This is a genomic window from Salmonella sp. A29-2 (assembly GCF_020150755.1).
Lineage (GTDB): Bacteria > Pseudomonadota > Gammaproteobacteria > Enterobacterales > Enterobacteriaceae > Salmonella > Salmonella enterica.
Genome location: NZ_CP083731.1, coordinates 4086239 through 4110418 on the forward strand (window position 1 = coordinate 4086239; position 24180 = coordinate 4110418).

A 24180-nucleotide genomic window follows, 5' to 3' on the forward strand; every position below is an offset into this window, starting at 1 on the left:
CGATGAAAAATGTTGGCGACCTGATGCAGCGTCTACAAAAAATGATGCCTGCGCATATTACGCCGGCGTTTAAAACGGGCGAAGAATTGCTGGCGTGGCAGAAAGAGCAAGGCGAGATCCGGGCGGCAGCGCTGGCGCGGGAAAATCGGGCGATGAAAATGCAGCGCACCTTTAACCGTTCCGGCATTCGACCGCTGCATCAAAACTGTTCGTTTGATAACTATCGGGTTGAGTGCGACGGACAAATGAACGCGTTAAGCAAAGCCCGACAGTACGTTGATGAATTTGACGGCAATATCGCCAGCTTTGTCTTTTCCGGCAAGCCAGGAACCGGTAAAAATCATCTCGCCGCGGCTATTTGTAACGAGCTGCTGCTGCGCGGAAAGTCAGTACTGATTATCACCGTAGCGGATATTATGTCAGCGATGAAAGACACGTTCAGCAATCGGGAAACCAGCGAAGAGCAGTTGCTTAACGATCTGAGTAACGTTGATCTGTTGGTGATCGACGAGATCGGCGTGCAGACCGAATCCCGCTATGAAAAAGTGATCATCAATCAAATTGTCGATCGTCGTTCCTCGTCAAAACGTCCCACCGGCATGTTGACGAACAGCAATATGGAAGAGATGACGAAAATGCTTGGCGAACGCGTCATGGACCGTATGCGTCTCGGCAACAGTTTATGGGTTAATTTTACCTGGGACAGTTACCGCAGCCGGGTGACGGGTAAAGAGTATTAAATTGCAACGTGCGCCAGGGCGATACAACGCCTGGCTGGCATAACACAGGTGATTACCATGAATACAGCGAAACATGTTCTGTGCTGCGCGGCGATCGTCAGCGTACTGATTTCCACCAGCGGTATTGCCGCCAGTCAGTTAAGCGCTCAGGGCGCGAACGCACAGCAGGGCGGGATGTCGCTTTCTGCGCTAACCGGTCTGCTCAGCAGAGGTGCCCAGTCGCTCAGCGCCGATAATATGAATAATGCCGCCGGTATTTTGCAGTACTGCGCCAAACAGAAACTGGCGTCCGCTACCAACGTGGAAAACGTTAAAAATCAGATTCTGAACAAGTTGGGGTTGGATACCACACAGCAGGAGCAGGACACTAACTACCTGAACGGCCTGCAAGGGTTGCTCAAGACGAAGGACGGCCAGCAGTTGAACCTCAATAATATCGGCAGTACGCCGCTGGCAGAAAAGGTGAAAACCAAAGCTTGCGATCTGGTGTTGCAGCAAGGGCTGAATTTCCTCTCCTGACTGCGCTTTTCTGACCGTGCGCCACGCCGGGACGCCCTGTTAAAAGCCGTGTTTTGGCCCTTTACCCGCCAACACGGCATTAACCCGACTTTTCTCTTCGTCTTTTCCTGTTATTAACCGTTATGTCAGGAAGTGATGCCGATCAAAAAACCAACTTTCTAAACTCATTCTAAATAACAGCGCCGTGTAAAGTTATTAGAATTGCAGCAATGTGACATCGCTATTACATTGTTAGAAATTTTTTCCTGCCAGCGATAAGCCTGGTTTATTGAGGATCGTCAGTTGTCCGAGTTGCTCTCTGTCGCTCTGTTTCTCGCCTCTGTGCTGATATATGCCTGGAAGGCGGGCCGTAACACCTGGTGGTTTGCCGCCACTCTCACGGTGCTGGGACTTTTTGTCATTCTGAATATTACCCTGTATGCCAGCGACTATTTTACCGGCGACGGGATCAACGACGCAGTGCTTTATACGCTCACGAATAGTCTGACGGGAGCGGGAGTCGGCAAATATATTCTGCCGGGAATCGGCATTGCCCTGGCGTTAGTGGCGGTATTCGGCGCGCTGGGATGGGTACTACGCCGCCGCCGTCACCATCCTCATCATGTCGGTTACAGCCTGCTGGCGTTACTGCTGGCGTTGGGTTCGGTCGACGCCAGCCCGGCGTTTCGCCAGATTACCGAACTGGTAAAATCACAAATGCGCGATGGCGATCCGGATTTTGCCGTTTATTATAAAGAACCAGCAAAAACCATTCCTAATCCGAAGCTCAATCTGGTCTATATCTACGGCGAGAGCCTGGAACGGACCTATTTTGATAATGACGCGTTCCCCAATCTCACGCCAGAGTTGGGCGCGCTGAAAAATGAAGGGCTGGATTTCAGCCATACCATGCAACTGCCGGGAACGGATTACACCATCGCCGGGATGGTGGCTTCCCAGTGTGGTATTCCGCTGTTTGCGCCGTTTGAGGGCAATGCCTCAGCGTCGGTTTCCAGCTTCTTCCCGCAGAATATCTGCCTCGGCGATATTCTGAAAAACTCCGGCTACCAGAACTATTTCGTGCAGGGCGCTAACCTGCGTTTTGCCGGGAAAGACGTGTTCCTGAAATCACACGGATTTGATCATCTGTACGGCGCTGAAGAGCTAAAAACGGTGGTGGCGGACCCGTCTTATCGTAACGACTGGGGCTTCTACGACGATACGGTGCTTGATGAGGCATGGAAGAAATTTGAAGCACTTTCCCGCTCAGGCCAGCGGTTTTCGCTGTTTACGCTGACCGTAGATACTCACCACCCGGACGGGTTTATCTCACGGACCTGCAACCGCAAACGCTACGATTACGACGGCAAGCCCAACCAGTCCTTTAGCGCCGTAAGTTGCAGCCAGGAAAACATCGCCGAGTTTATCAACAAAATCAAAGCGTCACCGTGGTTTAAAGATACCGTTATCGTCGTCTCTTCCGACCATCTGGCGATGAATAATACGGCCTGGAAATACCTGAATAAGCAAGATCGCAACAATCTGTTTTTTATTCTGCGCGGCGATAAACCGCAGCAGGAGACGCTGGCGGTCAAACGCAACACGATGGACAACGGCGCAACGGTGCTGGATATTCTCGGCGGCGATAATTTTATCGGTCTGGGACGTAGCAGCCTTTCCGGGCAGTCGCTGTCGGAAGTGTTCCTGAATGTAAAAGAGAAAGTGCTGGCGATGAAGCCGGATATCATTCGCCTGTGGAATTTCCCGAAAGAGATAAAAGATTTTACCGTCGATCGGGACAAAAACATGATCGCGTTTTCCGGCAGCCACTTCCGCCTGCCGTTACTACTGCGCGTATCGGATAAGCGCGTCGAGCCGTTACCGGAAAGTGAATACTCCGCTCCGCTACGGTTCCAGTTGGCCGACTTCGCCCCGCGCGATAATTTCGTTTGGATCGATCGCTGCTACAAAATGGCGCAGCTATGGGCGCCGGCGCTGGCGCTCTCCACCGACTGGTGCGTCTCGCAGGGGCAGCTTGGCGGGCAGCAAACCGTACAGCATGTCGATAAAGCGCAGTGGCAGGGTAAGACGGCGTTTAAAGACACGATGATCGATATGGAACGCTACAAAGGCAACGTCGATACCTTAAAGATTGTCGATAACGATATTCGTTATAAAGCCGATAGCTTTATCTTTAATGTGGCGGGCGCGCCGGAGGAGGTGAAGCAGTTTAGCGGCATTTCCCGGCCGGAGTCCTGGGGGCGCTGGTCAAATGCGCAGTTGGGCGATGAGGTTAAAATCGAATATAAAGCGCCGCTGCCGAAAAAGTTTGATCTGGTGATCACCGCCAAAGCCTTCGGCGACAACGCGAATCGGCCGATTCCGGTACGCGTAGGCAACGAAGAACAGACGCTGGTGCTGGGTCACGATGTGTCCACTATCACGCTGCATTTCAACAACCCGACGGACGCGAATACCTTAGTCATTGCGCCGCCCGCTCCCGTCGCCACCAACGAAGGTAATATTTTGGGCCATTCGCCGCGCAAATTGGGGATTGGCATGGTGGAGATCAAAGTGGTGAATGTTGAGGGTTAAAAGAGAATGTCGTATATGCCGGGTGGCGGCTGCGCCTTACCCGGCCTACACATCATCTTTATCAATAAACTGGCGCGTAGGCCTGATAAGCGAAGCGCCATCAGGCACTGTATATGCTACACGCCCCTTTCTGTTAATAATCGAACTGACGGTAGTAACGACGAATATCCAGACTGTGGCCGGTATATTTCTCGAAGTGCGCCGCCAGCCGATCAACCAGCAGTGTCGAGACGACGCAGGGCGCCATGATCCAGCGGAACTCATCATCAATGCCGTCCAGCGCATACGCTTTCGGATCAATCACCACCAGGTTATCGGTAATCTTACTGGCGAAGCGTTCCACGCGCTCGTCCAGCTCGCGGCATTTCCCTTCCCCTTTCACCAGAATGAGCGGAACGTCTTTTTCCAGCAGCTCCAGAGCGCCGTGGAAAAATTCCGCAGAGCTGACGGGGCGCGTGCGCTTCCACTGCATCTCTTCCAGGATACACATGGAGAACAGATAGACCTCGCCCCACATCTCCGCGCCGCCGACCCACATCATATAATCGCTGTTATGATAACGGCTGGCGATAGCATCGGCCTGCGGATCAAATTTTTGTTTCGCTTTCAGCAGATTCGCCGGCAGAATTTCCAGTTGGCTGGCGAAGCGATCGTAACTGGCGAATTCGTTATTGCGCGACAGCACGCGGAAAAACAGCCAGTACAGCAGCATATATTCATATTCCACGCCATTTTTGTGACGCATCGGAATATGCCATGTCGCCGCCTGCGCCAGCGGAGAGTCCGCATTTTTGGTAATAGCGACTACGCGTATTCCCTGCGCTTTACACCACTCGGCGATCGCCACCGATTCTTTGGTATCACCGGATTTAGACAGCGTAACAACCACAGAGTCTTTATTCAGCCGCTTATTTCCTTTATGAATTAATTCTGCCGCCTGCTCAACATAAACCGGCAACGTCGTTAATTCTTTGGCAAATTCATTAATTGCCATCATTGGCGCCAGTGAACCGCCAACAGAGGCGAAAAATAAAGAACTGAACCCGGCCTGATAAATCTCGTCAGCAACCTGTTCTGCCTTCTGGCGCGCAGCGATGATCTCACGAGCACTCGTCAGGTACTCGTCCTGATTAAAACCCAACATATTTTTCTCCTGATTGTTCAGATTTTACTTTTTAAAACGCGATCGAAATCGTCAAAAATGCGTACCGAAAGGTCGATGCCTTTCAGTGAGGCGATATGAAACGCCATGAGTTGTACCGGCACAATCAACAGCAATGGCGAGAAATGGTGATCAACCGCTACATCCAGCGCAAGCGTCTGGTCATCCTGCGCCGCCTTCGCCAGCGTGAGAGTAAAGGTTTTGGCGACCGCAGGCGTCATATACTCCCGTAGCGCCCTGGAGCGCGCGTCGGGCCGGTCCTCAAAGAAGAACATCACGTGTTCCGCATTGGCTTCCAGATACGGGCCGTGCATATAGGCTTCCAACTCAAACCCGCTTGAGGGAACACGTACCGTCTCGGTAAATTTAGTTTCCAACTCTTTTGCCACCCCAACCAGCGCGCCGTAGCCTATCGCCACAAAACGCGTCCCGTTTCGTAAAACGGACTGGTGCTGGTGAATAAACGCTTCCGTACGCACGATAACCAACGGCAGGGTTGCCGCGATGCGTTGAAGCTGCGCCACATACTCCTCGACCTGCGATTCCGTCAGTCGCTGCTGCTGACGGGCAATTAACAACGCGATAAGCAACAGATTCAGTACCGTCGCGCTAAATCCACGGGTAACAAAGCCGACGGACTCAATCCCGGTCAGAATATCCAGTGGATAATCACTGGCCTTGCCAAGAGGGCTTTGCGGATCGGCGGTCAGAGCGAATACCGGACGTCCCTGCGCCTGAACTTTACGCATCGCCTCCAGGGTAGAAGCGCTTTTCCCGCTCTGGGAAATAGCAATAACCATATCGGCTTGCGGATCGCTATTCTCATACTGGCTAAAGGTGTACGGCTCTTTAATATCGATAGAGATACCGCAGCGCTCAAAGAAATAACGGGCGCAAAAGGCGGCATTCAACGACGATCCGGTGGCTAATATCAGGATTCGCCGTAACGTTTTTTGGCTGGCGAACCGCGATACTTCTTCCAGCGACTGGCGATGGCGGCGAATAATATTCGCCAGGACGTCAGACTCTTCGTTAATATAGGTCAGCATGGTTGGTGACATTGTGTATCCCTCTTAAAATAACCCTATCCAGGAACCGAAAATTCCCACCAGCGCAATACCGCCAATGATGGTTAACGGTTTCACTTTTTTCCCTAACAGCCAGTACACAATGGCGAAGCTAATTAACGGCAGCAGACAAGGCATGATGTCGTTAATAATGTCCTGGACATGGGTTTTCGCCTCTCCCGTACCAAACGTAATGGGAATGGTGATATCAATCATGGAGGCCGTCATCGCGCCAACCACCATCAGACCGATAATCGAGGCGCCATAGGTTAGGCTTTCCATCATTCCGCTTTGCTGAATACGTTGCAGTACGCCGGTTCCCAGCACATAGCCCCAGCGGGTAAAGAACCAGCGGGCCAGAATATGCGGTACGTTAAACACCAGCAGAAATAAAATCGGCCCCAGAATATTGCCTTTCAGCGCCAGGCTGGTACCGATGCCAGTGGCGATAAGACGCAATGTTCCCCAGAAAAAAGAGTCGCCAATACCCGCCAGCGGCCCCATTAACGACGCTTTGACGTTATCGATAGAACTGGCGTCCATCTCTTTCTGCTGGCTATTTTTCTCCTCCATCGCCACGGTAATACCGAGGATCAACGTCACAATGTGCGGCGTGGTATTAAAGAAAGCCAGATGGCGTTTTAGCGCTTCGGCAAGATCTTCTTTTCGGCTATACAGTTTCTTTAATACCGGAATGAGCGTATAGACGAACGCCAGGTTCATTTGTCGTTCATAGTTCCAGGAAAACTCCATCTGGAATGACCGCCAGAAGACGCGGCGTAAATCACGCGCGGTGACCAGACCAGTGGTTTCCGCCTGCTGGTGGTCTTTATCAGAAATCATCTTCATCGTCATGAGACGCTCCTTGCGCAGGTGCCGGTTGCGAGGCCGCAAATTTCGGCATATTGACCATCACGACGGCGACGATCGCGCCGAGAATCGCAATACCCGTCACCGGAATTTTTAAATACGCCATTAAAACAAAACCGAGGAAAAAATAGGGGGCGACCTTTTTATTAATTAATAAGCGCGCCAGCATGGCAAAACCCAGCGCGGGAATAATACCGGTGGCAACGCTTAATCCATGTTTAATAAATTCTGGAATGGCATCCAGAAAACCTTTAACCATATTCACGCCCGCTAAATAAGAGACCGTGACGATAATCCCCAGCGTCAGCGACAGCCCAATGCCGGAGATTAAATGCATACGCTCAATGCCCCGGGTATCCCCCATCTCAGCGTAAGCATCGGCTTTATGACAGAGCAACGGAATAAACATTCCGTTATAGATATTTTTCACAATTAACGCCAGTGTCGCGATAGGCAAACCTAATAACAGCGCGGTTTCCGCCCCAGCGCCGGAATTAATCGCAAAGGCCACACCTAAAATACCGCCAGTGACCACATCCGGCGGCAGCGACGCGCCCACCGAAAAGGAACCGATAAACGCCAACTCCAGCGTCGCGCCCATCACAATTCCGGTTTCCATGTCGCCCAGCACCAGTCCGGTTAAAAGTCCGGTCACGATAGGTCTGGAAATCAGCGACGTCCCTAATGCATATTCAGACTGGGCGATAAACGCCACCAGTCCAAGTAAAAGCGCCTCTACCATAATATGTCCTCAGGAGGGTATCCGCTCAGGCAAAAAGTTGTTTACGATCGTTAGGCACCAGCCGAATTTCTATCTCTACTCCGCCAGCCGCCAGCTCCCGAAGTTGAGTCATTTCATCCGCTAACAGATTGATGGCTTTAGCAATATTCTGGCTCCCTTCACGTACCTTCGTGCCGCCTAAATTAATGCTTTTAATGTCGGGTAATTCGCGCGCCAGCCGGTACGCATCCGCCACGGATTCAACAACAATAAAAAGTTTATATTTATCGGTAACGCCGCTTTTTATCGCTTCAATTGAATCGGCAATATTTTTAATAACCAGCTTCACCGCGGGCGGCTTCGCCATTTTAATGGTGGTTTTACGCAGGTCATCATTAGGTACGCTGTCGTTGGCAATTAAAATACAGTCTGCGCCAACGTACTGCGTCCAGGAAAAGGCGACCTGTCCATGTAATAAACGATGATCCACCCGTAAAAAAACAATCATGACGCTTCCTCCCCTTAAAAATCTTTATCGCTTTGCATGGCGCTGGTGATAGTTTGATTGCAGTACTGAATATTTTCTTTTGAATCCGCTAACGCCGTCATTATGGTATGCGTGGTATTGCCATCGTTTTCCGACATAAAGAGATCGATAACCAGCGGCAGGTTAATCCCTGCCAGCAGATGAAAATTTTCCCGTGATAAATAACGGACAAATTCATTATTCACGCTGCCGGCAAAAATATCGGTCAGCGCAATAATTTCATCTTCCGGCGGGATCCGGGCAATTAGCGTATCTACCTGCTGGCTTAAATCCACGCTCTCTTCAACGTAAGCGCACAGCGTCCAGACATTTGACCGTTTGCCTAAAATCAGCTCCACGGAGTTTAAAACCCCGCTGGCCAGCGTGCCGTGGCTGGCGAAAATATAATGTCTCTTCATCCTGACCTCTAAAACACATTCCACTGTGATAAAAGAGAGCAAGCGGCGTGCCAGAAAAAGTGGTGCGCCGAAAAAAGATGTGGGTTAACAGAGGGAAATCGTTAAAACTGTTGATCTTGCTCGATAAGTTCTGTTTCGAAGGTCAGGATATTATGGATATAGCCAAGCTCGGCGGTGGGGATTTTGACACTGTAGTTACTCTCAATGACACTAAACGCTTCCCGTAGCCGATTCAGTTCCTGTTCCGGACACTGTTGCCCACTCCAGGCAGTAATACCCGCATGGCGGATCAGACGCTCAATCAGGCAACTAATATGCACATAGAGCGCCACCTTTCTTTCATTCGAGACGGTAACGCCCGCCAGATGCTCATAGCGCAGCAGAAACTGCTCAACGTGGTTGATGACTTTGCTGGTGTCGAGGATGGTGACGGATTCGATCACTCGTCGGAGCGAGAAGTTTTTCAGCAGCAGGTTGTTGATCTCCGCCACCTGCTCCGGCGTGGTCAGCGAACCAAACAGCCGCATCAGATAGTGATTCCCCTCGCCGGAGATCAGCGAGTCGAGCGAAATCCACGGCACGCTGGCGATGTGCGGGTCTAGCGTGCCGACTATCGCCAGTACGTCGTAGCGCATAAATACCGGCTCCTGGGTTTTATTGCTCGCCAGCATCGCATAATCGCAGGCGACGACGTCAATCTCCAGCGCCTGCGGAATACTGGCGCTCAGTAATGCGCAAAGATTAGTCGCCACACCGATACCGGTCGCGCAGGTGGTCAGTATGGCGCGCGGTTTGTTGCTTTTCGGCCAGTAGAGCTGATACTCGACCGGCACATCCCGGGCGATATCGCGGGCGATCTCTTCAATAAAATGCCCCTGTAAAATACGCTCCCCTACATACAGGGCCATGCTGGTCGAGACGTTGTTGATAATCGTCACCGGCGTGGAAAGCGCGCGATCAAAATGACGATGAATGGCCTTGAGCGATCCCATATCCACCAGAATCATCAGGCCGGAGGCGAGCGGATGCTCTTCCAGATAGCGCATCACCTGTTGAGCTATCGCCTCCGGCGTGACGTCCAGCGGCATATCGAACGATTCAAAAATCGTATTTTTCAGTAGCCGGTTGGCGACGTTGGCGATACTGCTGGCGGTGGCATAGCCATGCGCCAGAATCACCGCATGCGTCACCTGTTTTTGGTTGTTAGCCCCCTGTTTATGCAGCCAAAGCGCCAGCAGCAGCATATCAATGCGTCTCGGCTCCAGATCCAGCTTCTGGCCCAGCGTCTCCAGAATTTGTAAACAGAAGCTGTACAGCAGCGGATATTTCTGGGCGAGGAAGGAGTCCAGTTGGCGGATCTGCTCGCTGTTGAGACGAGAAGGCGCCAGTGCGGTACGATGGATTAAATAGTGGCTAAGCGCGTAAATACAGTTGCCGTTAAGCTGCATATTGAAACGCTTCTCCAGACGATAAAACTCTTCCCGCACCTGGCTTGTAATTAACAGCAACCGCTGTGAGTGCACATTATCGTCGCCGGTAAAAATCAGGCGATCGAAGAGGGTCTCAATTTCATCGCCCATTCTTTTTTGTACCGTCTCCCACTCCTCTTTCCCGCTACGTACCAGTTCGTATAGCGCCAGCACATGACACTGCGTATCATGGATCATGCCCTGCATCTCGTCGCGGGCGCGCAGCAGCCAGGTAAGGTTCGTGTCGGGCGAGATGCTCACCGGCGTGTCGTCCGCCAGCGGTTCATTCAGTGACGGCAATGCCGACAGCATGGCATCCGGCAGATCGTGCAGCGACACGGTAACGGTTTCCTGCCCAGGCTTTTTCGCCCATGCCGTCGCCACCGCATACTTCACCACATTTTTCAGCTCGCCGACGTTGCCGCGATAAACATACTGATTGAGGATCTGCAACAAACGCGGTTTGAGGATAAGCGTGGCCGAGAGTTTTTTCGCCTCCGTCCAGAAAAACAGTAAGATCAGCGCCTCTTTTTCCTGGCGGCTGCGGTGCTGGAGATCCGGCAGGTTGACCTGAATCGGAATGCGTCGCAAAAATGTCGTCAGAAAGGTACTGTGTATCTCTTCGGTCGTCGCAAATACCAGACGTACCGAAACCGGATGCCCCTGCGCGGTGTCGCCTACCCGATAAATTTCACCACGATCGAGCCAGGTAAAGAGCTTCTCCTGCCCTTCGGCGCTCAGCCGGTGGACTTCATCCAGAAATAACATGCCGCCGTCAGCCGCCTCGAACGCGCCCGGTCTGTCGCTCTGCGCGCCGGTAAACGCGCCCTTCACATAGCCAAAAAGATTCGCCGCCAGCAGTTCGGGATTGCTCGCATACTGGGCGCAATTAAAACTGATAAATGGCGCATCCGGCGACAGAAGCGCCTGGGCGATGGCATATTCGTGCATGAGCTGCGCCAGATAACTTTTCCCGGTGCCGCTTTCGCCGGTCATCAGTAGCGGCAGTCCGCCGTCGGGATAAAACAGCGCGGTTTTCAGTTGCTCAATCGGGCGCTTCAGGCTTTCGTTATGACCAATCAACAGAGAAAAGTGATCGTCCGGCGCGCATTCCTGTTCCCCGTGCGCTAACAGCTCCGCGACGCTGGCGTATTCATTACGCGAAAGGGTAAAAAACTGTTGGCTAAATGCCTGCTTATGCAGGAAATAGACGGGACGGGTATTGATTTTACAGAGCACGCCCTGCGCCACCAGTTGGTTCAGATAATGGCTGGCGGTATTACGCTGCATATTAAAACGCTGCGCCAGATAGCGCGCGGTAAACACCTCACTGACATTTTCCGGATCAAAAAAATCCGTTTGGTTCATCAGGAAAGCAAGCAGGGCATCTTTGCGCATCGTATCCTCTCACGATTATCACATCAGCAATTATGATGCCGCGAAACAAGGCTCTCCTGTCGTGCGTTCTCTCGCTTTATTCATTTTTTGTGGATCACCGCACACCTTCACTCAACGTTGGATTAGCGCGCGATATCAGAAAAGAGAGGAGGAAGCGGCGCACGGCCTGGCGTATGAATCACGCTGCGCCATGCGCCTGATGCTGGTTTAAAATCGGCCTGCGCGGACTGCCAGGCCTGGTAAGCGCTACGCCATCAGGCAAAAGTGTGAACATCTCATCCGGCCTACGATCATCTGTAGGCCGACTGTTCACCATGCGCCCTTAAAACGTTTCCCAATTATCGCTGCCGTCGGCCACTGCGGCCTTTGGTGACGACACGGCTGCCGGGGTTTTTACCGCAGCCACATCACGCGCACGCTGCTGTTGCTGGTGAATACGGAACACCGCGACGGCCTGGGTCAGACGGCTGGCTTGCTCTTCCAGCGCCGCAGCCGCGGCGGCGGACTCTTCCACCAGCGAGGCGTTCTGCTGCGTTACGCGATCCATCTCCGCTACCGCCAGGCCCACCTGGTCGATGCCACGGCTTTGCTCGTCAGACGCCGAGGCAATCTCGCCCATGATATCGGTCACGCGGGTCACTGCATTGACGATCTCATCCATGGTTTCACCGGCGCTTTCGACCAGCGTCGAACCTACATCAACACGGCTCACGGAATCCTCAATCAGACTCTTGATCTCTCGTGCCGCCTGCGCGCTACGCTGGGCCAGATTACGGACTTCACCGGCCACCACCGCGAACCCGCGTCCCTGCTCGCCTGCGCGCGCCGCTTCTACCGCCGCATTCAGCGCCAGGATATTGGTCTGGAAAGCAATACCGTCGATTACGCTGATAATATCGGCGATTTTCTGCGAACTGGAGGCGATATCGCGCATTGTTTGTACGACGTTATCCACTACTTTGCCGCCTTTTTGCGCTGTTTCAGAGGCGCTCAATGCCAGGTGACTGGCCTGACGGGCGTTTTCGGCGTTCTGTTTCACGGTGGCGGTCAGTTGTTCCATACTGGCGGCGGTCTCTTCCAGAGACGCTGCCTGCTGCTCAGTACGGGAAGAGAGATCGTTGTTGCCCATCGCAATCTCGCTGGCGCCGCTATAGATCGCATTCGCGCCGTTACGTACATCGCCAACGGTACGCATCAGTTCACTTTGCATATGACGCAGGTTTTCAGCCAACTGCCCCATTTCGTTGGAGCCTTCCACGTCGATACGCTTCACCAGATCGCCGCTGGCGATATGACGAATGCTTTCAATCAGACGATTCATCGGGGCGATAAGCGACAGTTTGATGCCGAACCAGACGGCGATAATGACCACCAGAACGGCAATCAGCACACTGACCAGTACCCACATCGCCTGGTTGTAGGAACTGTTGTTATCCTCAACAGCAATATCGTACAGACGATCGTTTTGCTGCATATAGGCCATGTACTGCTTCTCAAAAGCGTCCTGATAGCTTTGAGTCGGTTGATCAAAAAACTCGTTAATCTTACCCGCGCCAAGAAGCTGAATAAGCTCCGCCAACGCACCGTGGTAGATATCATAGGTTCGTTTGATCTCAAGGAAAGCCGCTTCACTCTGACGTGGATCGCGCGGTAACGCCTCATACTGCGCCCAGTTTTTTTCGGTCAGCTTCAGCGTATTGGTCGCCCCCTGCATCAGTTCAGCGACAGTTGCGCCGCTGCCAATATTGCTCTGGTCCATCATCCAGCGGATACCCGCGCGATTCAGGGTATTACGCGTTTGCAACAGCTCCACCCAGGTTGCATTCAGGGCAGACTGCTGCTGACGAATGGTTTGCAATACGGTGAAGTTTTCTTTGTCATTCTTCAGCGAGTTGAAGAACAGCCCGCCGGATGTCAGTTGTAAAAGGCCAAATAGCGCCAATACCAGCAGTAAGCTGGTAACAATTTTAATTCGCTTTAACATGTTTTCTCTTTCCGCTAGACAGATACAGAATTTTCGGCCTGGAAAGGGAAAACTTTATGGGATGCGCGCCATTAATATCACGATTAGCTCAGTTAAGTCGTTATGACGCCCCGCGCAACAAGGATCGTCCCATTTTATATCGTGATCTCAATCACATAAAATAGCCCACGCCCTCCTCTGCGAAACCGCTTACCGGTACGTCCGACCGCTTAAACCGCCATACAACCACTCACTGATTTACCTAACTTTACGCGCGCGATGATCTGGCAAGATCCTCTCAGCATAGCAGTCAATCTACCTCCTCAAACACGAACTCAATGTCCACCCAGCTTCGGCTGATAATTAAACTTACAACCAGGTTTTACTATGGATACGAAAAAGATATTCAAGCACATACCCTGGGTGATTCTCGGAATCATCGGTGCTTTCTGCCTCTCGGTCGTTGCCCTACGTCGGGGTGAACACGTGAGCGCCCTGTGGATCGTGGTCGCTTCCGTTTCCGTCTATCTGGTGGCTTATCGCTACTACAGCCTGTATATCGCCCAGAAGGTCATGAAACTCGACCCGACGCGCGCGACGCCGGCGGTCATCAATAACGACGGCCTGAACTACGTGCCGACTAACCGCTACGTGCTGTTTGGTCACCACTTCGCCGCCATCGCCGGCGCAGGTCCGCTGGTCGGGCCGGTATTGGCCGCGCAGATGGGCTATCTGCCGGGGACACTGTGGCTGCTGGCGGGCGTAGTGCTCGCGGGCGCAGTGCAGGACTTTATGGTGCTGTTCATCTCCTCCCGCCGTAACGGCGCCTCTCTTGGCGAGATGATCAAAGAAGAGATGGGGACCGTTCCAGGCACCATCGCGCTGTTCGGCTGCTTCTTAATTATGATCATCATCCTCGCGGTGCTGGCATTAATTGTGGTTAAAGCGCTGGCCGAAAGCCCGTGGGGCGTCTTCACTGTCTGCTCAACGGTGCCGATTGCGCTGTTTATGGGCATCTACATGCGCTTCCTGCGTCCGGGACGCGTAGGCGAAGTCTCCGTTATTGGTATCGTGCTGCTGGTGGCGTCTATTTACTTTGGCGGCGTGATTGCCCACGACCCTTACTGGGGCCCGGCGCTGACCTTTAAAGACACCACCATTACCTTCGCGCTGATCGGCTACGCCTTTGTTTCCGCGCTGCTGCCGGTATGGCTGATCCTCGCCCCGCGCGACTATCTCGCTACCTTCCTGAAAATCGGCGTGATCGTCGGTCTGGCGCTGGGGATTGTGATCCTCAACCCGGAACTGAAAATGCCGGCATTGACGCAGTATGTCGACGGTACCGGCCCGCTGTGGAAAGGCGCTCTGTTCCCGTTCCTGTTCATCACCATCGCCTGTGGCGCCGTCTCTGGCTTCCACGCGCTCATCTCTTCCGGTACCACGCCGAAACTGCTGGCCTGTGAGACCGATGCGCGTTTTATCGGCTACGGCGCAATGCTGATGGAGTCCTTTGTTGCGGTGATGGCGCTGGTGGCGGCCTCGATCATTGAACCGGGTCTCTACTTCGCGATGAACACCCCGCCGGCGGGTCTGGGCATTACCATGCCAAACCTGCACGAGATGGGCGGCGAGAACGCGCCGCTGATTATGGCGCAGTTGAAAGACGTTACCGCACATGCAGCGGCGACCGTCAGCTCCTGGGGCTTTGTGATTTCCCCGGAACAAATCCTGCAAACTGCGAAAGATATCGGTGAACCGTCAGTATTGAACCGCGCAGGCGGCGCGCCAACGCTGGCAGTAGGTATCGCGCATGTGTTCCACAAAGTCCTGCCGATGGCGGATATGGGCTTCTGGTATCACTTCGGTATTCTGTTCGAAGCACTGTTTATCCTGACCGCACTGGATGCGGGTACCCGTTCCGGCCGCTTTATGTTGCAGGATTTGCTGGGTAACTTCGTCCCGTTCCTGAAAAAAACCGATTCTCTGGTCGCGGGTATCATCGGTACCGCAGGCTGCGTCGGTTTGTGGGGCTATCTGCTGTATCAGGGCGTGGTCGACCCGCTGGGCGGCGTGAAGAGCCTGTGGCCGCTGTTCGGTATCTCTAACCAGATGCTGGCCGCCGTGGCGCTGGTGTTGAGCACTGTGGTACTGATCAAAATGCAGCGCACCAAATACATCTGGGTGACGGTAATCCCGGCGGTATGGCTGCTGATCTGCACCACCTGGGCACTGGGCCTGAAACTGTTCAGCGCCAACCCACAGATGGAAGGTTTCTTCTACATGGCAAACCTGTATAAAGAGAAGATTGCCAACGGCACCAACCTGACCGCGCAGCAGATTGCCAACATGAACCATATCGTGGTGAACAACTACACTAACGCTGGTTTGAGTATTCTGTTCCTGGTGGTGGTGTACAGTATTATCTTCTACGGTTTCACCACCTGGATGAAGGTACGCAACAGCGATAAACGTACCGACAAAGAAACCCCGTATGTGCCCGTGCCGGAAGGCGGCGTGAAGATCTCTTCACACCACTAAAACTGATGCCGGGTAGCGCACAGCGCTCCCGGCTAGTATAGGCCGGATAAGGCGCAAGCCGCCATCCGGCTTTATTCATTAACAGGACGGCAGAATGTTTGATACTTTAGGTCAGGCAAAAAAATATCTCGGCCAGGCGGCAAAAATGTTGATTGGTATTCCGGACTACGACAACTATGTCGAGCACATGAAAACCAACCATCCCGACAAGCCGTACATGACCTATGAAGAGTTCTTCCGCGAACGTCAGCAAGCACGTTACGGCGGCGATGGCAAAGGCGGTATGCGCTGTTGTTAATGGAGAGACTATGACCCCGATTGCAGTTACCCTACTTACCGGTTTTCTTGGTGCCGGCAAAACCACCCTACTACGCCATATCCTCAACGAACAACATGGTTTTAAAATCGCCGTTATCGAAAACGAATTTGGCGAAGTCTCCGTTGACGATCAACTGATTGGCGATCGCGCCACACAGATCAAAACCCTGACTAACGGCTGCATCTGCTGTACCCGCTCCAACGAGTTGGAAGATGCGCTATTAGACCTGCTCGACAGCCGCGACCGCGGCGATATTGCTTTCGACCGTCTGGTGATTGAATGCACCGGCATGGCTGACCCCGGCCCGATTATTCAGACTTTTTTCTCCCATGACGTATTATGCGAACGCTACCTGTTAGACGGCGTGATTGCGCTGGTCGACGCGGTGCACGCTAACGAGCAGATGAACCAGTTCACCATCGCCCAGTCGCAGATAGGCTACGCCGACCGCATTCTATTGACCAAAACCGACGTGGCAGGCGACAGCGAGAAACTGCGCGAGCGGCTGGCGCGTATCAACGCCCGCGCCCCGGTTTACACCGTGGTACACGGCGATATTGACCTGAGTCAGTTGTTTAATACCAGCGGCTTTATGCTGGAAGAGAACGTGCTGGCAAGCCAACCGCGTTTCCACTTTATTGCCGATAAACAGAACGATGTGTCGTCAATTGTGGTGGAGCTGGATTACCCGGTGGATATCAGCGAGGTTTCGCGGGTGATGGAAAACCTGCTGCTGGAATCAGCGGATAAACTGCTGCGTTACAAAGGGATGCTGTGGATCGACGGCGAACCCAACCGCCTGCTGTTCCAGGGCGTGCAGCGTCTCTACAGCGCCGACTGGGACAGACCGTGGGGCGACGAAACGCCGCACAGCACGCTGGTATTTATCGGGATCCAGTTACCGGAAGACGAGATCAGAGCGGCATTTGCGGGGTTAAGGAAGTAACCCGCATCAAGGCCATCACAGAATGATGGCCTTCAGAGCAGATATGGCACTCTCTATTCACCGTTACCATATTATATCTTCCACCAGCGCACCACTACATAATGATAAATACAAACTACCTTAACCACGAGGGGATATTATACTCCGGCAAAGGCTCCACACTATAAGTATCTCTCCTGTCGCTCCCTTTTTTGCAGGTGATCTCATAGAAACCCCACTTATCATTTTTATCCGAATAAAACACAGTATATTTATCAGTATTAAAACCAAAATATTTTTCGTTTTTATTCTTCACTTCCAATTCACCGCACTTTGCTTCATTGCGCCATTCATGGTTGATGGTCTTTTTTAGCACAAAATAAGCGACATCACCAATCAACACAGGAACAAGCAGAAACAAAAACATAGACATAATAAAAGCACCTGTTAATGTAAAGATTCGATACCCTTTTGCTTTATCACCGTAACGCAGAAATAGCCCATAGCAAATAGGTTGTGATAACCACAGGAAAAACATAAGAAATGCGGTGGCTTTCCAACAATATTCTAACCATGGAGAAGAGGATAGCTCCAGATTACTGATTTGCCAGAAAATACTGGCAGAGTAACTACTAGTAAAAACAAAAACACCTGAAAATGCGGTAACCGCCAAGCCGATTACCTTAAAGGTTTTTGCTGTATTATTTCTGGCAAAATCTAAAATAGTCAAAATGCTACTAATGAGGATAGAGACTGAAAATAAAATAGCTAACCAATACGTTATGGTGTTGACAAACACATTAGCAGACAACAACAAAAGCAAAAAAATTGACCATGCAGTTAGCGATAGAATACCAGCAAACCGAGTCAATAAATGATCATTGTCTGTGCGTACAAAGAAACTGATATATTCCCTAATTCGATTTCCTTGAGTGCAAGAGAATATTAGAATAGATACAAAGAGAAATGCAACTAGGTAACTTTTTAAAGGAAATTTATAGGGGATTAAATAGATTGCGATCACGCCATAGACAATCACCGCAGAATCTAATTTTTTCTGTTTAAAATGTTTAAGAAAGGATCTCCAAATCTTAATAACTTCCATATTAAAACCTTATATGTTGGGTACAGAATTCACGAATTCATCTAAAACAGAGACTTAACACCAATAATGCACACAGAGTGTAATGATTTCATCTGATTTTGTGTGTAGAATTTGCGCATCGCTATTCGATGAGAATCCCCAATGGCTGACCTGAACCTGAGTACCCTGACGGAAGCAGACATCATTACCAAACGCGTTATGCCCGCCATCCTTGATGCTGGCTGGAACGACACAACGCAAATCAGACAAGAGGTCAAACTCCGGGACGGTAAGGTCATCGTGCGCGGCAAAGTCGCGGCGCGTAGAACGGTGAAATCTGCCGATATCGTGCTGTACCACAAATTAAACATGCCGCTGGCGGTGATTGAAGCCAAAGCCAATAAACATGAAATCGGCAAAGGCATGCAGCAGGCGCTGGGTTATGCCCACCTACTGGATGTTCCCTTTGCATTTGCTTCTAACGGCGACGGCTTTATCTTCCACGATAAAACGGCAACTGGCGCGATTGAGCGAGAAATTACCCTCGACGAATTCCCAACGCCTGACGAATTGTGGCAAAAATACTGCCAGTGGAAAGGGTACACCGCCGCGCAAATGCCGATCGTCACCCAGGATTATTACAACGACGGCAGCGAAAAGCGGCTGCGCTACTACCAGCTTCAGGCCATCAACAAAACGCTGGAGGCTGTGTCTAACGGGCAAAACAGATTATTACTGGTCATGGCGACAGGAACCGGTAAAACGCTGACGGCGTTTCACATTATCTGGCGTTTATGGCGGTCAGGCGTTAAAAAACGCATTCTGTTCCTGGCAGACCGAAACGTCCTTGTTGACCAGACCCGACTTGATGACTTTCAGCCTTTCGGCTCCGCAATGACCAAAATCACCGGGCGCACTCTCGACCCCGCTTTCGAAATCCATCTTGCGCTCTATCAGGCGTTAACCGGCAATGAAGAGCATCAAAAAGCGTTTAAGCAGGTTTCGCCGGATTTCTTTGATCTGATTATCATCGACGAATGCCACCGAGGCAGCGCCTCTGAAGACAGCGCCTGGCGTGAAATTCTGGATTATTTCAGCTCCGCCACACAGATTGGTATGACCGCCACGCCGAAGGAAACTCACGAGGTCTCCAATAGCGACTACTTTGGCGATCCTATTTACACTTATTCGTTGAAAGAAGGGATCGAGGATGGATTCCTCGCTCCTTACAAAGTGGTTCGTGTCGATATTGATGTTGATTTACAAGGCTGGCGACCCGTGCGCGGCCAGAGCGACCTCAACGGTGAACTGATCGATGACAGAATCTATAACCAGAAAGATTTTGATCGCACCATGGTCATCGACGAGCGGACTGAACTGGTGGCGAAAACCATTACCGATTACCTCAAACGCACCAATCCGATGGATAAAACCATCGTGTTTTGCGAAGACATTCCGCATGCTGAACGCATGCGCCGGGCGCTGATCAACCTCAACCCGGAGATGGTAAAACGTAACGATAAATATGTGATGAAAATCACCGGTGATGACGAAGAAGGGAAAGGCCAGCTGCAGAATTTCAGCGACAAGAAAAAAGAATGGCCGGTGATTGTGACCACCTCAGAACTCATGACTACTGGCGTAAACGTTAAGACCTGCAAACTGATCGTGCTGGACCAAACCATCCGCTCAATGACTAAATTTAAACAGATCATTGGCCGGGGTACCCGCATCGAACAAGACTACGGCAAACTGTGGTTCACCATTCTTGATTTCAAAAAGGCCACTGAACTGTTTGCCGACGAGCGCTTTGACGGTATCCCGGAAAAAGTGATGGAAGCCACGCCAGATGACATTGCGGACCCGGACTCCGGGTTCAACGAAACGCTGGAGGAAGAAACGCCTGACGTGTTTGCCGACGAAGATATCAACGGGGCAGACGAAGATCCGGCCACCTACACCACCAGCCCGTTACCGGAAGAGGAAGACAACCGGGTCCGTAAATTCCACATTAACGGCGTCACCGTTGGTGTGGTCTCGCAACGCGTCCAGTATTACGACGCCGACGGCAGGCTGGTCACCGAATCCTTCAAAGATTACACCCGTAAAACCGTGCTCAAAGAATGCGCCTCGCTGGATGATTTTGTCCGGAAATGGCAAGATGCTGACCGCAAAGCGGCGGTGATCAAAGAGCTCGAATTACAGGGCATCCTTTGGGATGTTCTGGCGGAAGAGGTGGGCAAAGATCTTGACCCGTTCGACATGCTCTGTCATGTGGTGTATGGTCAGCCGCCGCTCACGCGCAAAGAGCGCGCAGACAATGTTCGCAAGCGTAATTATTTCACCAAATATTCCGATGCCGCCCAGAGCGTACTCAGCAATCTGCTGGACAAATACGCCGATGCGGGCGTGGAAGAAATCGAGAATATTCAGGTACTGAAGCTCAAACCGTTCGACCAGATGGGCACTCTGCAGGAGATCATCACCGACGGCTTTGGTGACAAAGGCACCTATATGCAGGCAGTGAGTGACCTAGAAAGCGAAATTTACCAGCTTCCTCCCCGCTCCGCCTGAACATCCTGATTACGCCACCTGCGGCCCGTCTGCCGCAGGTGGCTTTGTTTTTTTATAAAGGGACGACCCCATGTCAATCAGCTCGGCTATCAAATCATTACAAGACATCATGCGCAAAGATGCAGGCGTCGATGGCGACGCACAGCGTCTGGGTCAGCTCTCCTGGTTATTGTTCCTGAAGATCTTCGACGCCCAGGAACAGGCGCTGGAAATCGAGCAGGAAAAATACAGGCTGCCGATGCCGGAGCGCTACCTGTGGCGCAACTGGGCGGCCGATAACGAAGGGATCACCGGCGACAAACTGCTGGCGTTCGTCAACGACGACCTGTTTCCGACGCTAAAAGATCTGCCCGCGCAGATCGATATTAACCCGCGCGGCTATGTGGTTAAGCAGGCATTCAGCGATGCCTATAACTACATGAAAAACGGTACCCTGCTGCGTCAGGTGATCAACAAGCTGAACGAGATCGATTTTACCCGCGCCAGCGAGCGTCATCTGTTCGGTGATATCTATGAACAGATCCTCCGGGATCTCCAGGCGGCGGGCAACGCGGGTGAATTCTACACCCCACGCGCCGTAACCCGTTTTATGGTCGATCGCGTCGATCCGAAGCTCGGCGAATCGATTATGGATCCGGCCTGCGGCACTGGCGGCTTCCTCGCCTGCGCCTTTGACCATGTAAAAAATCACTACGCGCACACGGTGGCTGACCGCCAGATCCTGCAACAACAGATCCACGGCGTGGAGAAAAAGCAGCTCCCGCATCTGCTTTGCACCACCAATATGCTGCTGCACGGCATCGAAGTGCCAGTACAGATCCGCCACGATAACACGCTGAACAAACCGCTCTCCTCCTGGGACGAGCAGATGGATGTGATTATCACCAACCCGCCGTTCGGCGGCACCGAAGAAGACGGCATCGAGAAGAACTTCCCTTCCGATATGCAGACCCGCGAAACGGCGGATCTGTTCCTGCAACTGATCATTGAAGTGCTGGCGAAAAACGGCCGCGCGGCGGTGGTGCTGCCGGACGGCACGCTGTTTGGCGAAGGGGTGAAAACCAAGATTAAAAAGCTGCTCACCGAGGAGTGCAACCTGCACACCATCGTGCGTTTGCCGAACGGCGTGTTTAACCCATACACCGGGATCAAAACCAACCTGCTGTTCTTTACCAAAGGCCAGCCGACCAAAGAGATCTGGTTCTACGAGCACCCGTACCCGGCGGGCGTGAAGAACTACAGCAAAACCAAACCGATGAAGTTTGAGGAATTCCAGGCCGAGATCGACTGGTGGGGCAACGAGGCCGACGGCTTCGCCAGCCGCGTCGAGAACGAACAGGCGTGGAAGGTCAGCATCGACGAGGTGATTGCCCGCAACTTTAACCTCGATATCAAGAACCCGCACCAAGCGGAAACCGTCAGCCACGACCCGGACGAACTGCTCACACAGTACGCGAAGCAGCAGGAAGCAATTCAGACCCTGCGCCACCAGCTGCGCGATATCCTCGGCGCGGCGCTCTCCGGTAAGGAGGCCAACTGATGGCGGTGGAAAAACTGATTGTCGACCATATCGACACCTGGACCACGGCGCAGCAAACCCGCTCCACGGCGGGGCGCGGCAGCTCGGGTAAGATTGACCTGTACGGCATTAAGAAGCTGCGCGAGCTAATTCTGGAGCTGGCGGTGCGCGGCAAGCTGGTGCCGCAGGATCCGAACGACGAACCGGCGTCGGTACTTCTGGAGCGTATTGCGGCGGAAAAGGCCAAGCTGATGAAGCAAGGGAAAATTAAAAAGCAAAAGCCGCTGCCGGAGATTAGCGAGGAAGAGAAGCCGTTTGAGCTGCCGGCGGGGTGGGAGTGGGTTGCATTACAAGAAATATGTTCATTAGAAAATGGTGACAGAAGTAAAAACTATCCGAATAAGTCAACACTAGTAGAGACAGGAATACCATTTGTCAACGCAGGTCATCTTGAAAATGGAAATATACGACAAGAAGACATGACATTCATTACACCAGAACATTTTAGCATTCTCCGCTCAGGAAAATTCCTCGGTGGTGATATTTTATTTTGTCTTAGAGGTTCTCTAGGTAAATCAGCAATTGTACAAAACCTATCAGGAGCAATTGCTTCATCACTAGTAATCGTTCGTGTTTTTAAGCCTACATTTAATAAATATATTCATTTATATTTCGATGCGCCATTATCTTATGATTTTATAAATAAATATGATAATGGGACAGCCCAACCTAATCTGGCAGCTACAGATTTAGCTCGTTTTTTAGTTCCATTACCACCACTAGATGAGCAATCTCGCATTGTTAATAAAATTACGGAGCTAATGACACTCTGCGACCAACTGGAACAGCACTCCCTGACCAGTCTGGACGCTCACCAACAACTGGTTGAAACCCTGCTAAACGCGCTAGCCGACAGCCAGAACGCCGATGAACTGGCCGAAAACTGGGCGCGTATCAGCGAGCATTTCGACACGCTGTTTACCACCGAAGCCAGCATTGACGCCTTAAAACAGACCATTCTGCAACTGGCGGTGATGGGCAAACTGGTGCCGCAGGATCCGAACGACGAACCGGCCTCTGAACTACTTAAACGTATTGCGCAGGAAAAAGCGCAACTGGTGAAAGACGGGAAAATGAAAAAGCAAAAACCGTTGCCACCGATTAGCGATGAGGAAAAACCGTTTGAGCTGCCGGAGGGGTGGGAATGGTGCTGTATTAATGACTTAACGTTTGTTTCCGGCGGAATACAAAAACAACCCAAAAGACGGCCTGTTAAGAACCATTTTCCTTATTTACGGGTTGCTAATGTCCAAAGAGGTAATATTAATATTGATGAGCTTGAGAGATTCGAACTAGAATCTCATGAGTTAACTTTTTGGTCGTTGAAAAAAAATGACATTCTAATTGTTGAAGGTAATGGTAGTGCTGATGAAATTGGTCGTTGTGCTATTTGGTTGGCTCCAATAGAAAAATGTGTTTATCAAAATCATTTGATAAGAGTTCGAGGAATAATGGAAGGATATCAAGAATTTATTGCATTATATCTTAACTCTCCATCTGGTATTAAAGAAATGCAGCGGCTCGCTGTTACCACCAGCGGTCTATATAATCTCAGTGTAGGTAAGATCAGAGGTATAAAAATTCCATTACCACCTCTTAATCAACAAAATTTGATTTTGTCAAAAATAAGAGAATATATTTTTATCTGTGATAACCTAAAAATATCTATCCAATCCGCCCAACAAACCCAGCTCCACCTGGCCGACGCCCTCACCGACGCCGCCATCAATTAA

The 24180-nt window shown here is 51.6% G+C and carries 18 protein-coding genes and 1 pseudogene; 10 read left to right on the forward strand and 9 right to left on the reverse strand.

Going from position 1 to position 24180, the window contains the following annotated elements; all coding sequences use genetic code 11:
* Window positions 1–2 precede the first annotated feature (2 nt).
* The 3 genes from dnaC (at window position 3) to opgB (ending at window position 3833) form a co-directional block, all read left to right on the forward strand.
* Window positions 3–740 carry a DNA replication protein DnaC gene (gene dnaC / locus K8W53_RS19955; RefSeq protein ID WP_000799924.1) on the forward strand — a complete coding sequence of 246 codons (738 nt, stop codon included), beginning with the start codon at window positions 3–5 and terminating at the stop codon, window positions 738–740.
* A gap of 57 nt (window positions 741–797) precedes the next feature.
* Window positions 798–1259, forward strand: a complete 462-nt coding sequence (locus K8W53_RS19960) for a DUF2501 domain-containing protein (protein WP_023216445.1) — start codon at window positions 798–800, stop codon at window positions 1257–1259.
* Window positions 1260–1541: 282 nt separating this feature from the next.
* Entirely contained in the window at window positions 1542–3833 is a 2292-nt protein-coding gene (gene opgB / locus K8W53_RS19965) for a phosphatidylglycerol--membrane-oligosaccharide glycerophosphotransferase (protein WP_020898342.1), read from the forward strand.
* A 133-nt stretch (window positions 3834–3966) separates the two neighbouring features.
* Here opgB and K8W53_RS19970 read toward each other — a convergent pair whose 3' ends face one another.
* From K8W53_RS19970 to K8W53_RS20000, 7 genes are all read right to left on the reverse strand, one after another.
* Window positions 3967–4977 carry an SIS domain-containing protein gene (locus K8W53_RS19970; RefSeq protein WP_000900313.1) on the reverse strand — a complete coding sequence of 337 codons (1011 nt, stop codon included), beginning with the start codon at window positions 4975–4977 and terminating at the stop codon, window positions 3967–3969.
* Between the two features lie 17 nt (window positions 4978–4994).
* A complete protein-coding gene (locus tag K8W53_RS19975; RefSeq protein ID WP_023195053.1) occupies window positions 4995–6056 on the reverse strand; it encodes an SIS domain-containing protein in 1062 nt (353 codons plus the stop codon).
* Between the two features lie 12 nt (window positions 6057–6068).
* Window positions 6069–6917 carry a PTS system mannose/fructose/sorbose family transporter subunit IID gene (locus K8W53_RS19980; protein WP_052939529.1) on the reverse strand — a complete coding sequence of 283 codons (849 nt, stop codon included), beginning with the start codon at window positions 6915–6917 and terminating at the stop codon, window positions 6069–6071.
* The gene (locus tag K8W53_RS19985) at window positions 6895–7674 is read right to left on the reverse strand and encodes a PTS mannose/fructose/sorbose/N-acetylgalactosamine transporter subunit IIC (protein WP_000228863.1); all 780 of its coding nucleotides are present in this window, start codon (window positions 7672–7674) and stop codon (window positions 6895–6897) included. Before K8W53_RS19985 ends, K8W53_RS19980 begins: the two co-directional genes overlap by 23 nt.
* Window positions 7675–7699: 25 nt before the next feature.
* Window positions 7700–8161 carry a PTS sugar transporter subunit IIB gene (locus tag K8W53_RS19990; protein WP_000634729.1) on the reverse strand — a complete coding sequence of 154 codons (462 nt, stop codon included), beginning with the start codon at window positions 8159–8161 and terminating at the stop codon, window positions 7700–7702.
* A 14-nt stretch (window positions 8162–8175) separates the two neighbouring features.
* Complete coding sequence (locus K8W53_RS19995; protein ID WP_000820693.1) at window positions 8176–8598, reverse strand: PTS sugar transporter subunit IIA; 423 nt, start codon at window positions 8596–8598, stop codon at window positions 8176–8178.
* A 101-nt stretch (window positions 8599–8699) separates the two neighbouring features.
* On the reverse strand, window positions 8700–11465 hold the full coding sequence (locus tag K8W53_RS20000) for a sigma 54-interacting transcriptional regulator (protein WP_017441754.1): 2766 nt from the start codon (window positions 11463–11465) through the stop codon (window positions 8700–8702).
* 136 nt (window positions 11466–11601) lie between these two features.
* Here K8W53_RS20000 and K8W53_RS20005 point away from each other — a divergent pair.
* Window positions 11602–11676 (forward strand): annotated as a pseudogene (locus tag K8W53_RS20005) (GNAT family N-acetyltransferase); the annotation flags it as partial.
* 111 nt (window positions 11677–11787) lie between these two features.
* On the opposite strand, the gene tsr reads toward K8W53_RS20005, so the two are convergent.
* Entirely contained in the window at window positions 11788–13449 is a 1662-nt protein-coding gene (gene tsr, locus K8W53_RS20010; RefSeq protein ID WP_023224858.1) for a methyl-accepting chemotaxis protein, read from the reverse strand.
* Window positions 13450–13815: 366 nt separating this feature from the next.
* Here tsr and btsT point away from each other — a divergent pair, with 366 nt between their 5' ends.
* From btsT to yjiA, 3 genes are all read left to right on the forward strand, one after another.
* The gene (gene btsT / locus K8W53_RS20015; RefSeq protein WP_000379928.1) at window positions 13816–15966 is read left to right on the forward strand and encodes a pyruvate/proton symporter BtsT; all 2151 of its coding nucleotides are present in this window, start codon (window positions 13816–13818) and stop codon (window positions 15964–15966) included.
* 94 nt (window positions 15967–16060) lie between these two features.
* Window positions 16061–16264, forward strand: coding sequence for a YbdD/YjiX family protein (locus K8W53_RS20020; RefSeq protein WP_000460616.1), 204 nt, complete (start codon window positions 16061–16063; stop codon window positions 16262–16264).
* 10 nt (window positions 16265–16274) lie between these two features.
* Window positions 16275–17231, forward strand: coding sequence for a GTPase (yjiA, locus tag K8W53_RS20025; RefSeq protein WP_000187838.1), 957 nt, complete (start codon window positions 16275–16277; stop codon window positions 17229–17231).
* Window positions 17232–17346: 115 nt separating this feature from the next.
* Here yjiA and K8W53_RS20030 read toward each other — a convergent pair whose 3' ends face one another.
* Window positions 17347–18315 carry a hypothetical protein gene (locus K8W53_RS20030; RefSeq protein ID WP_023224857.1) on the reverse strand — a complete coding sequence of 323 codons (969 nt, stop codon included), beginning with the start codon at window positions 18313–18315 and terminating at the stop codon, window positions 17347–17349.
* Window positions 18316–18456: 141 nt separating this feature from the next.
* Here K8W53_RS20030 and hsdR point away from each other — a divergent pair, with 141 nt between their 5' ends.
* The 3 genes from hsdR to K8W53_RS20045 all read left to right on the forward strand — a co-directional run bounded on the left by hsdR (window position 18457) and on the right by K8W53_RS20045 (window position 24180).
* Window positions 18457–20868 carry an EcoAI/FtnUII family type I restriction enzme subunit R gene (gene hsdR / locus K8W53_RS20035; protein WP_058654869.1) on the forward strand — a complete coding sequence of 804 codons (2412 nt, stop codon included), beginning with the start codon at window positions 18457–18459 and terminating at the stop codon, window positions 20866–20868.
* A 70-nt stretch (window positions 20869–20938) separates the two neighbouring features.
* Window positions 20939–22408, forward strand: coding sequence for an N-6 DNA methylase (locus K8W53_RS20040; RefSeq protein WP_023224855.1), 1470 nt, complete (start codon window positions 20939–20941; stop codon window positions 22406–22408).
* Window positions 22408–24180: a restriction endonuclease subunit S gene (locus K8W53_RS20045; RefSeq protein WP_023224854.1), complete on the forward strand. Its 1773-nt coding sequence runs from the start codon at window positions 22408–22410 to the stop codon at window positions 24178–24180. The genes K8W53_RS20040 and K8W53_RS20045 overlap by 1 nt, the downstream gene beginning before the upstream one ends.

What these genes read in the sequence shown, in the direction of transcription:
- dnaC (WP_000799924.1), top strand. Translation starts at nt 3, where the DNA reads ATGAAAAATGTTGGCGACCTGATGCAGCGTCTACAAAAAATGATGCCT.
- K8W53_RS19960 (WP_023216445.1), top strand. Translation starts at nt 798, where the DNA reads ATGAATACAGCGAAACATGTTCTGTGCTGCGCGGCGATCGTCAGCGTA.
- K8W53_RS19970 (WP_000900313.1), bottom strand. Translation starts at nt 4,977, where the DNA reads ATGTTGGGTTTTAATCAGGACGAGTACCTGACGAGTGCTCGTGAGATC.
- K8W53_RS19975 (WP_023195053.1), bottom strand. Translation starts at nt 6,056, where the DNA reads ATGTCACCAACCATGCTGACCTATATTAACGAAGAGTCTGACGTCCTG.
- K8W53_RS19980 (WP_052939529.1), bottom strand. Translation starts at nt 6,917, where the DNA reads ATGACGATGAAGATGATTTCTGATAAAGACCACCAGCAGGCGGAAACC.
- K8W53_RS19985 (WP_000228863.1), bottom strand. Translation starts at nt 7,674, where the DNA reads ATGGTAGAGGCGCTTTTACTTGGACTGGTGGCGTTTATCGCCCAGTCT.
- K8W53_RS19990 (WP_000634729.1), bottom strand. Translation starts at nt 8,161, where the DNA reads ATGATTGTTTTTTTACGGGTGGATCATCGTTTATTACATGGACAGGTC.
- K8W53_RS19995 (WP_000820693.1), bottom strand. Translation starts at nt 8,598, where the DNA reads ATGAAGAGACATTATATTTTCGCCAGCCACGGCACGCTGGCCAGCGGG.
- K8W53_RS20000 (WP_017441754.1), bottom strand. Translation starts at nt 11,465, where the DNA reads ATGCGCAAAGATGCCCTGCTTGCTTTCCTGATGAACCAAACGGATTTT.
- tsr (WP_023224858.1), bottom strand. Translation starts at nt 13,449, where the DNA reads ATGTTAAAGCGAATTAAAATTGTTACCAGCTTACTGCTGGTATTGGCG.
- btsT (WP_000379928.1), top strand. Translation starts at nt 13,816, where the DNA reads ATGGATACGAAAAAGATATTCAAGCACATACCCTGGGTGATTCTCGGA.
- K8W53_RS20020 (WP_000460616.1), top strand. Translation starts at nt 16,061, where the DNA reads ATGTTTGATACTTTAGGTCAGGCAAAAAAATATCTCGGCCAGGCGGCA.
- yjiA (WP_000187838.1), top strand. Translation starts at nt 16,275, where the DNA reads ATGACCCCGATTGCAGTTACCCTACTTACCGGTTTTCTTGGTGCCGGC.
- K8W53_RS20030 (WP_023224857.1), bottom strand. Translation starts at nt 18,315, where the DNA reads ATGGAAGTTATTAAGATTTGGAGATCCTTTCTTAAACATTTTAAACAG.
- hsdR (WP_058654869.1), top strand. Translation starts at nt 18,457, where the DNA reads ATGGCTGACCTGAACCTGAGTACCCTGACGGAAGCAGACATCATTACC.
- K8W53_RS20040 (WP_023224855.1), top strand. Translation starts at nt 20,939, where the DNA reads ATGTCAATCAGCTCGGCTATCAAATCATTACAAGACATCATGCGCAAA.
- K8W53_RS20045 (WP_023224854.1), top strand. Translation starts at nt 22,408, where the DNA reads ATGGCGGTGGAAAAACTGATTGTCGACCATATCGACACCTGGACCACG.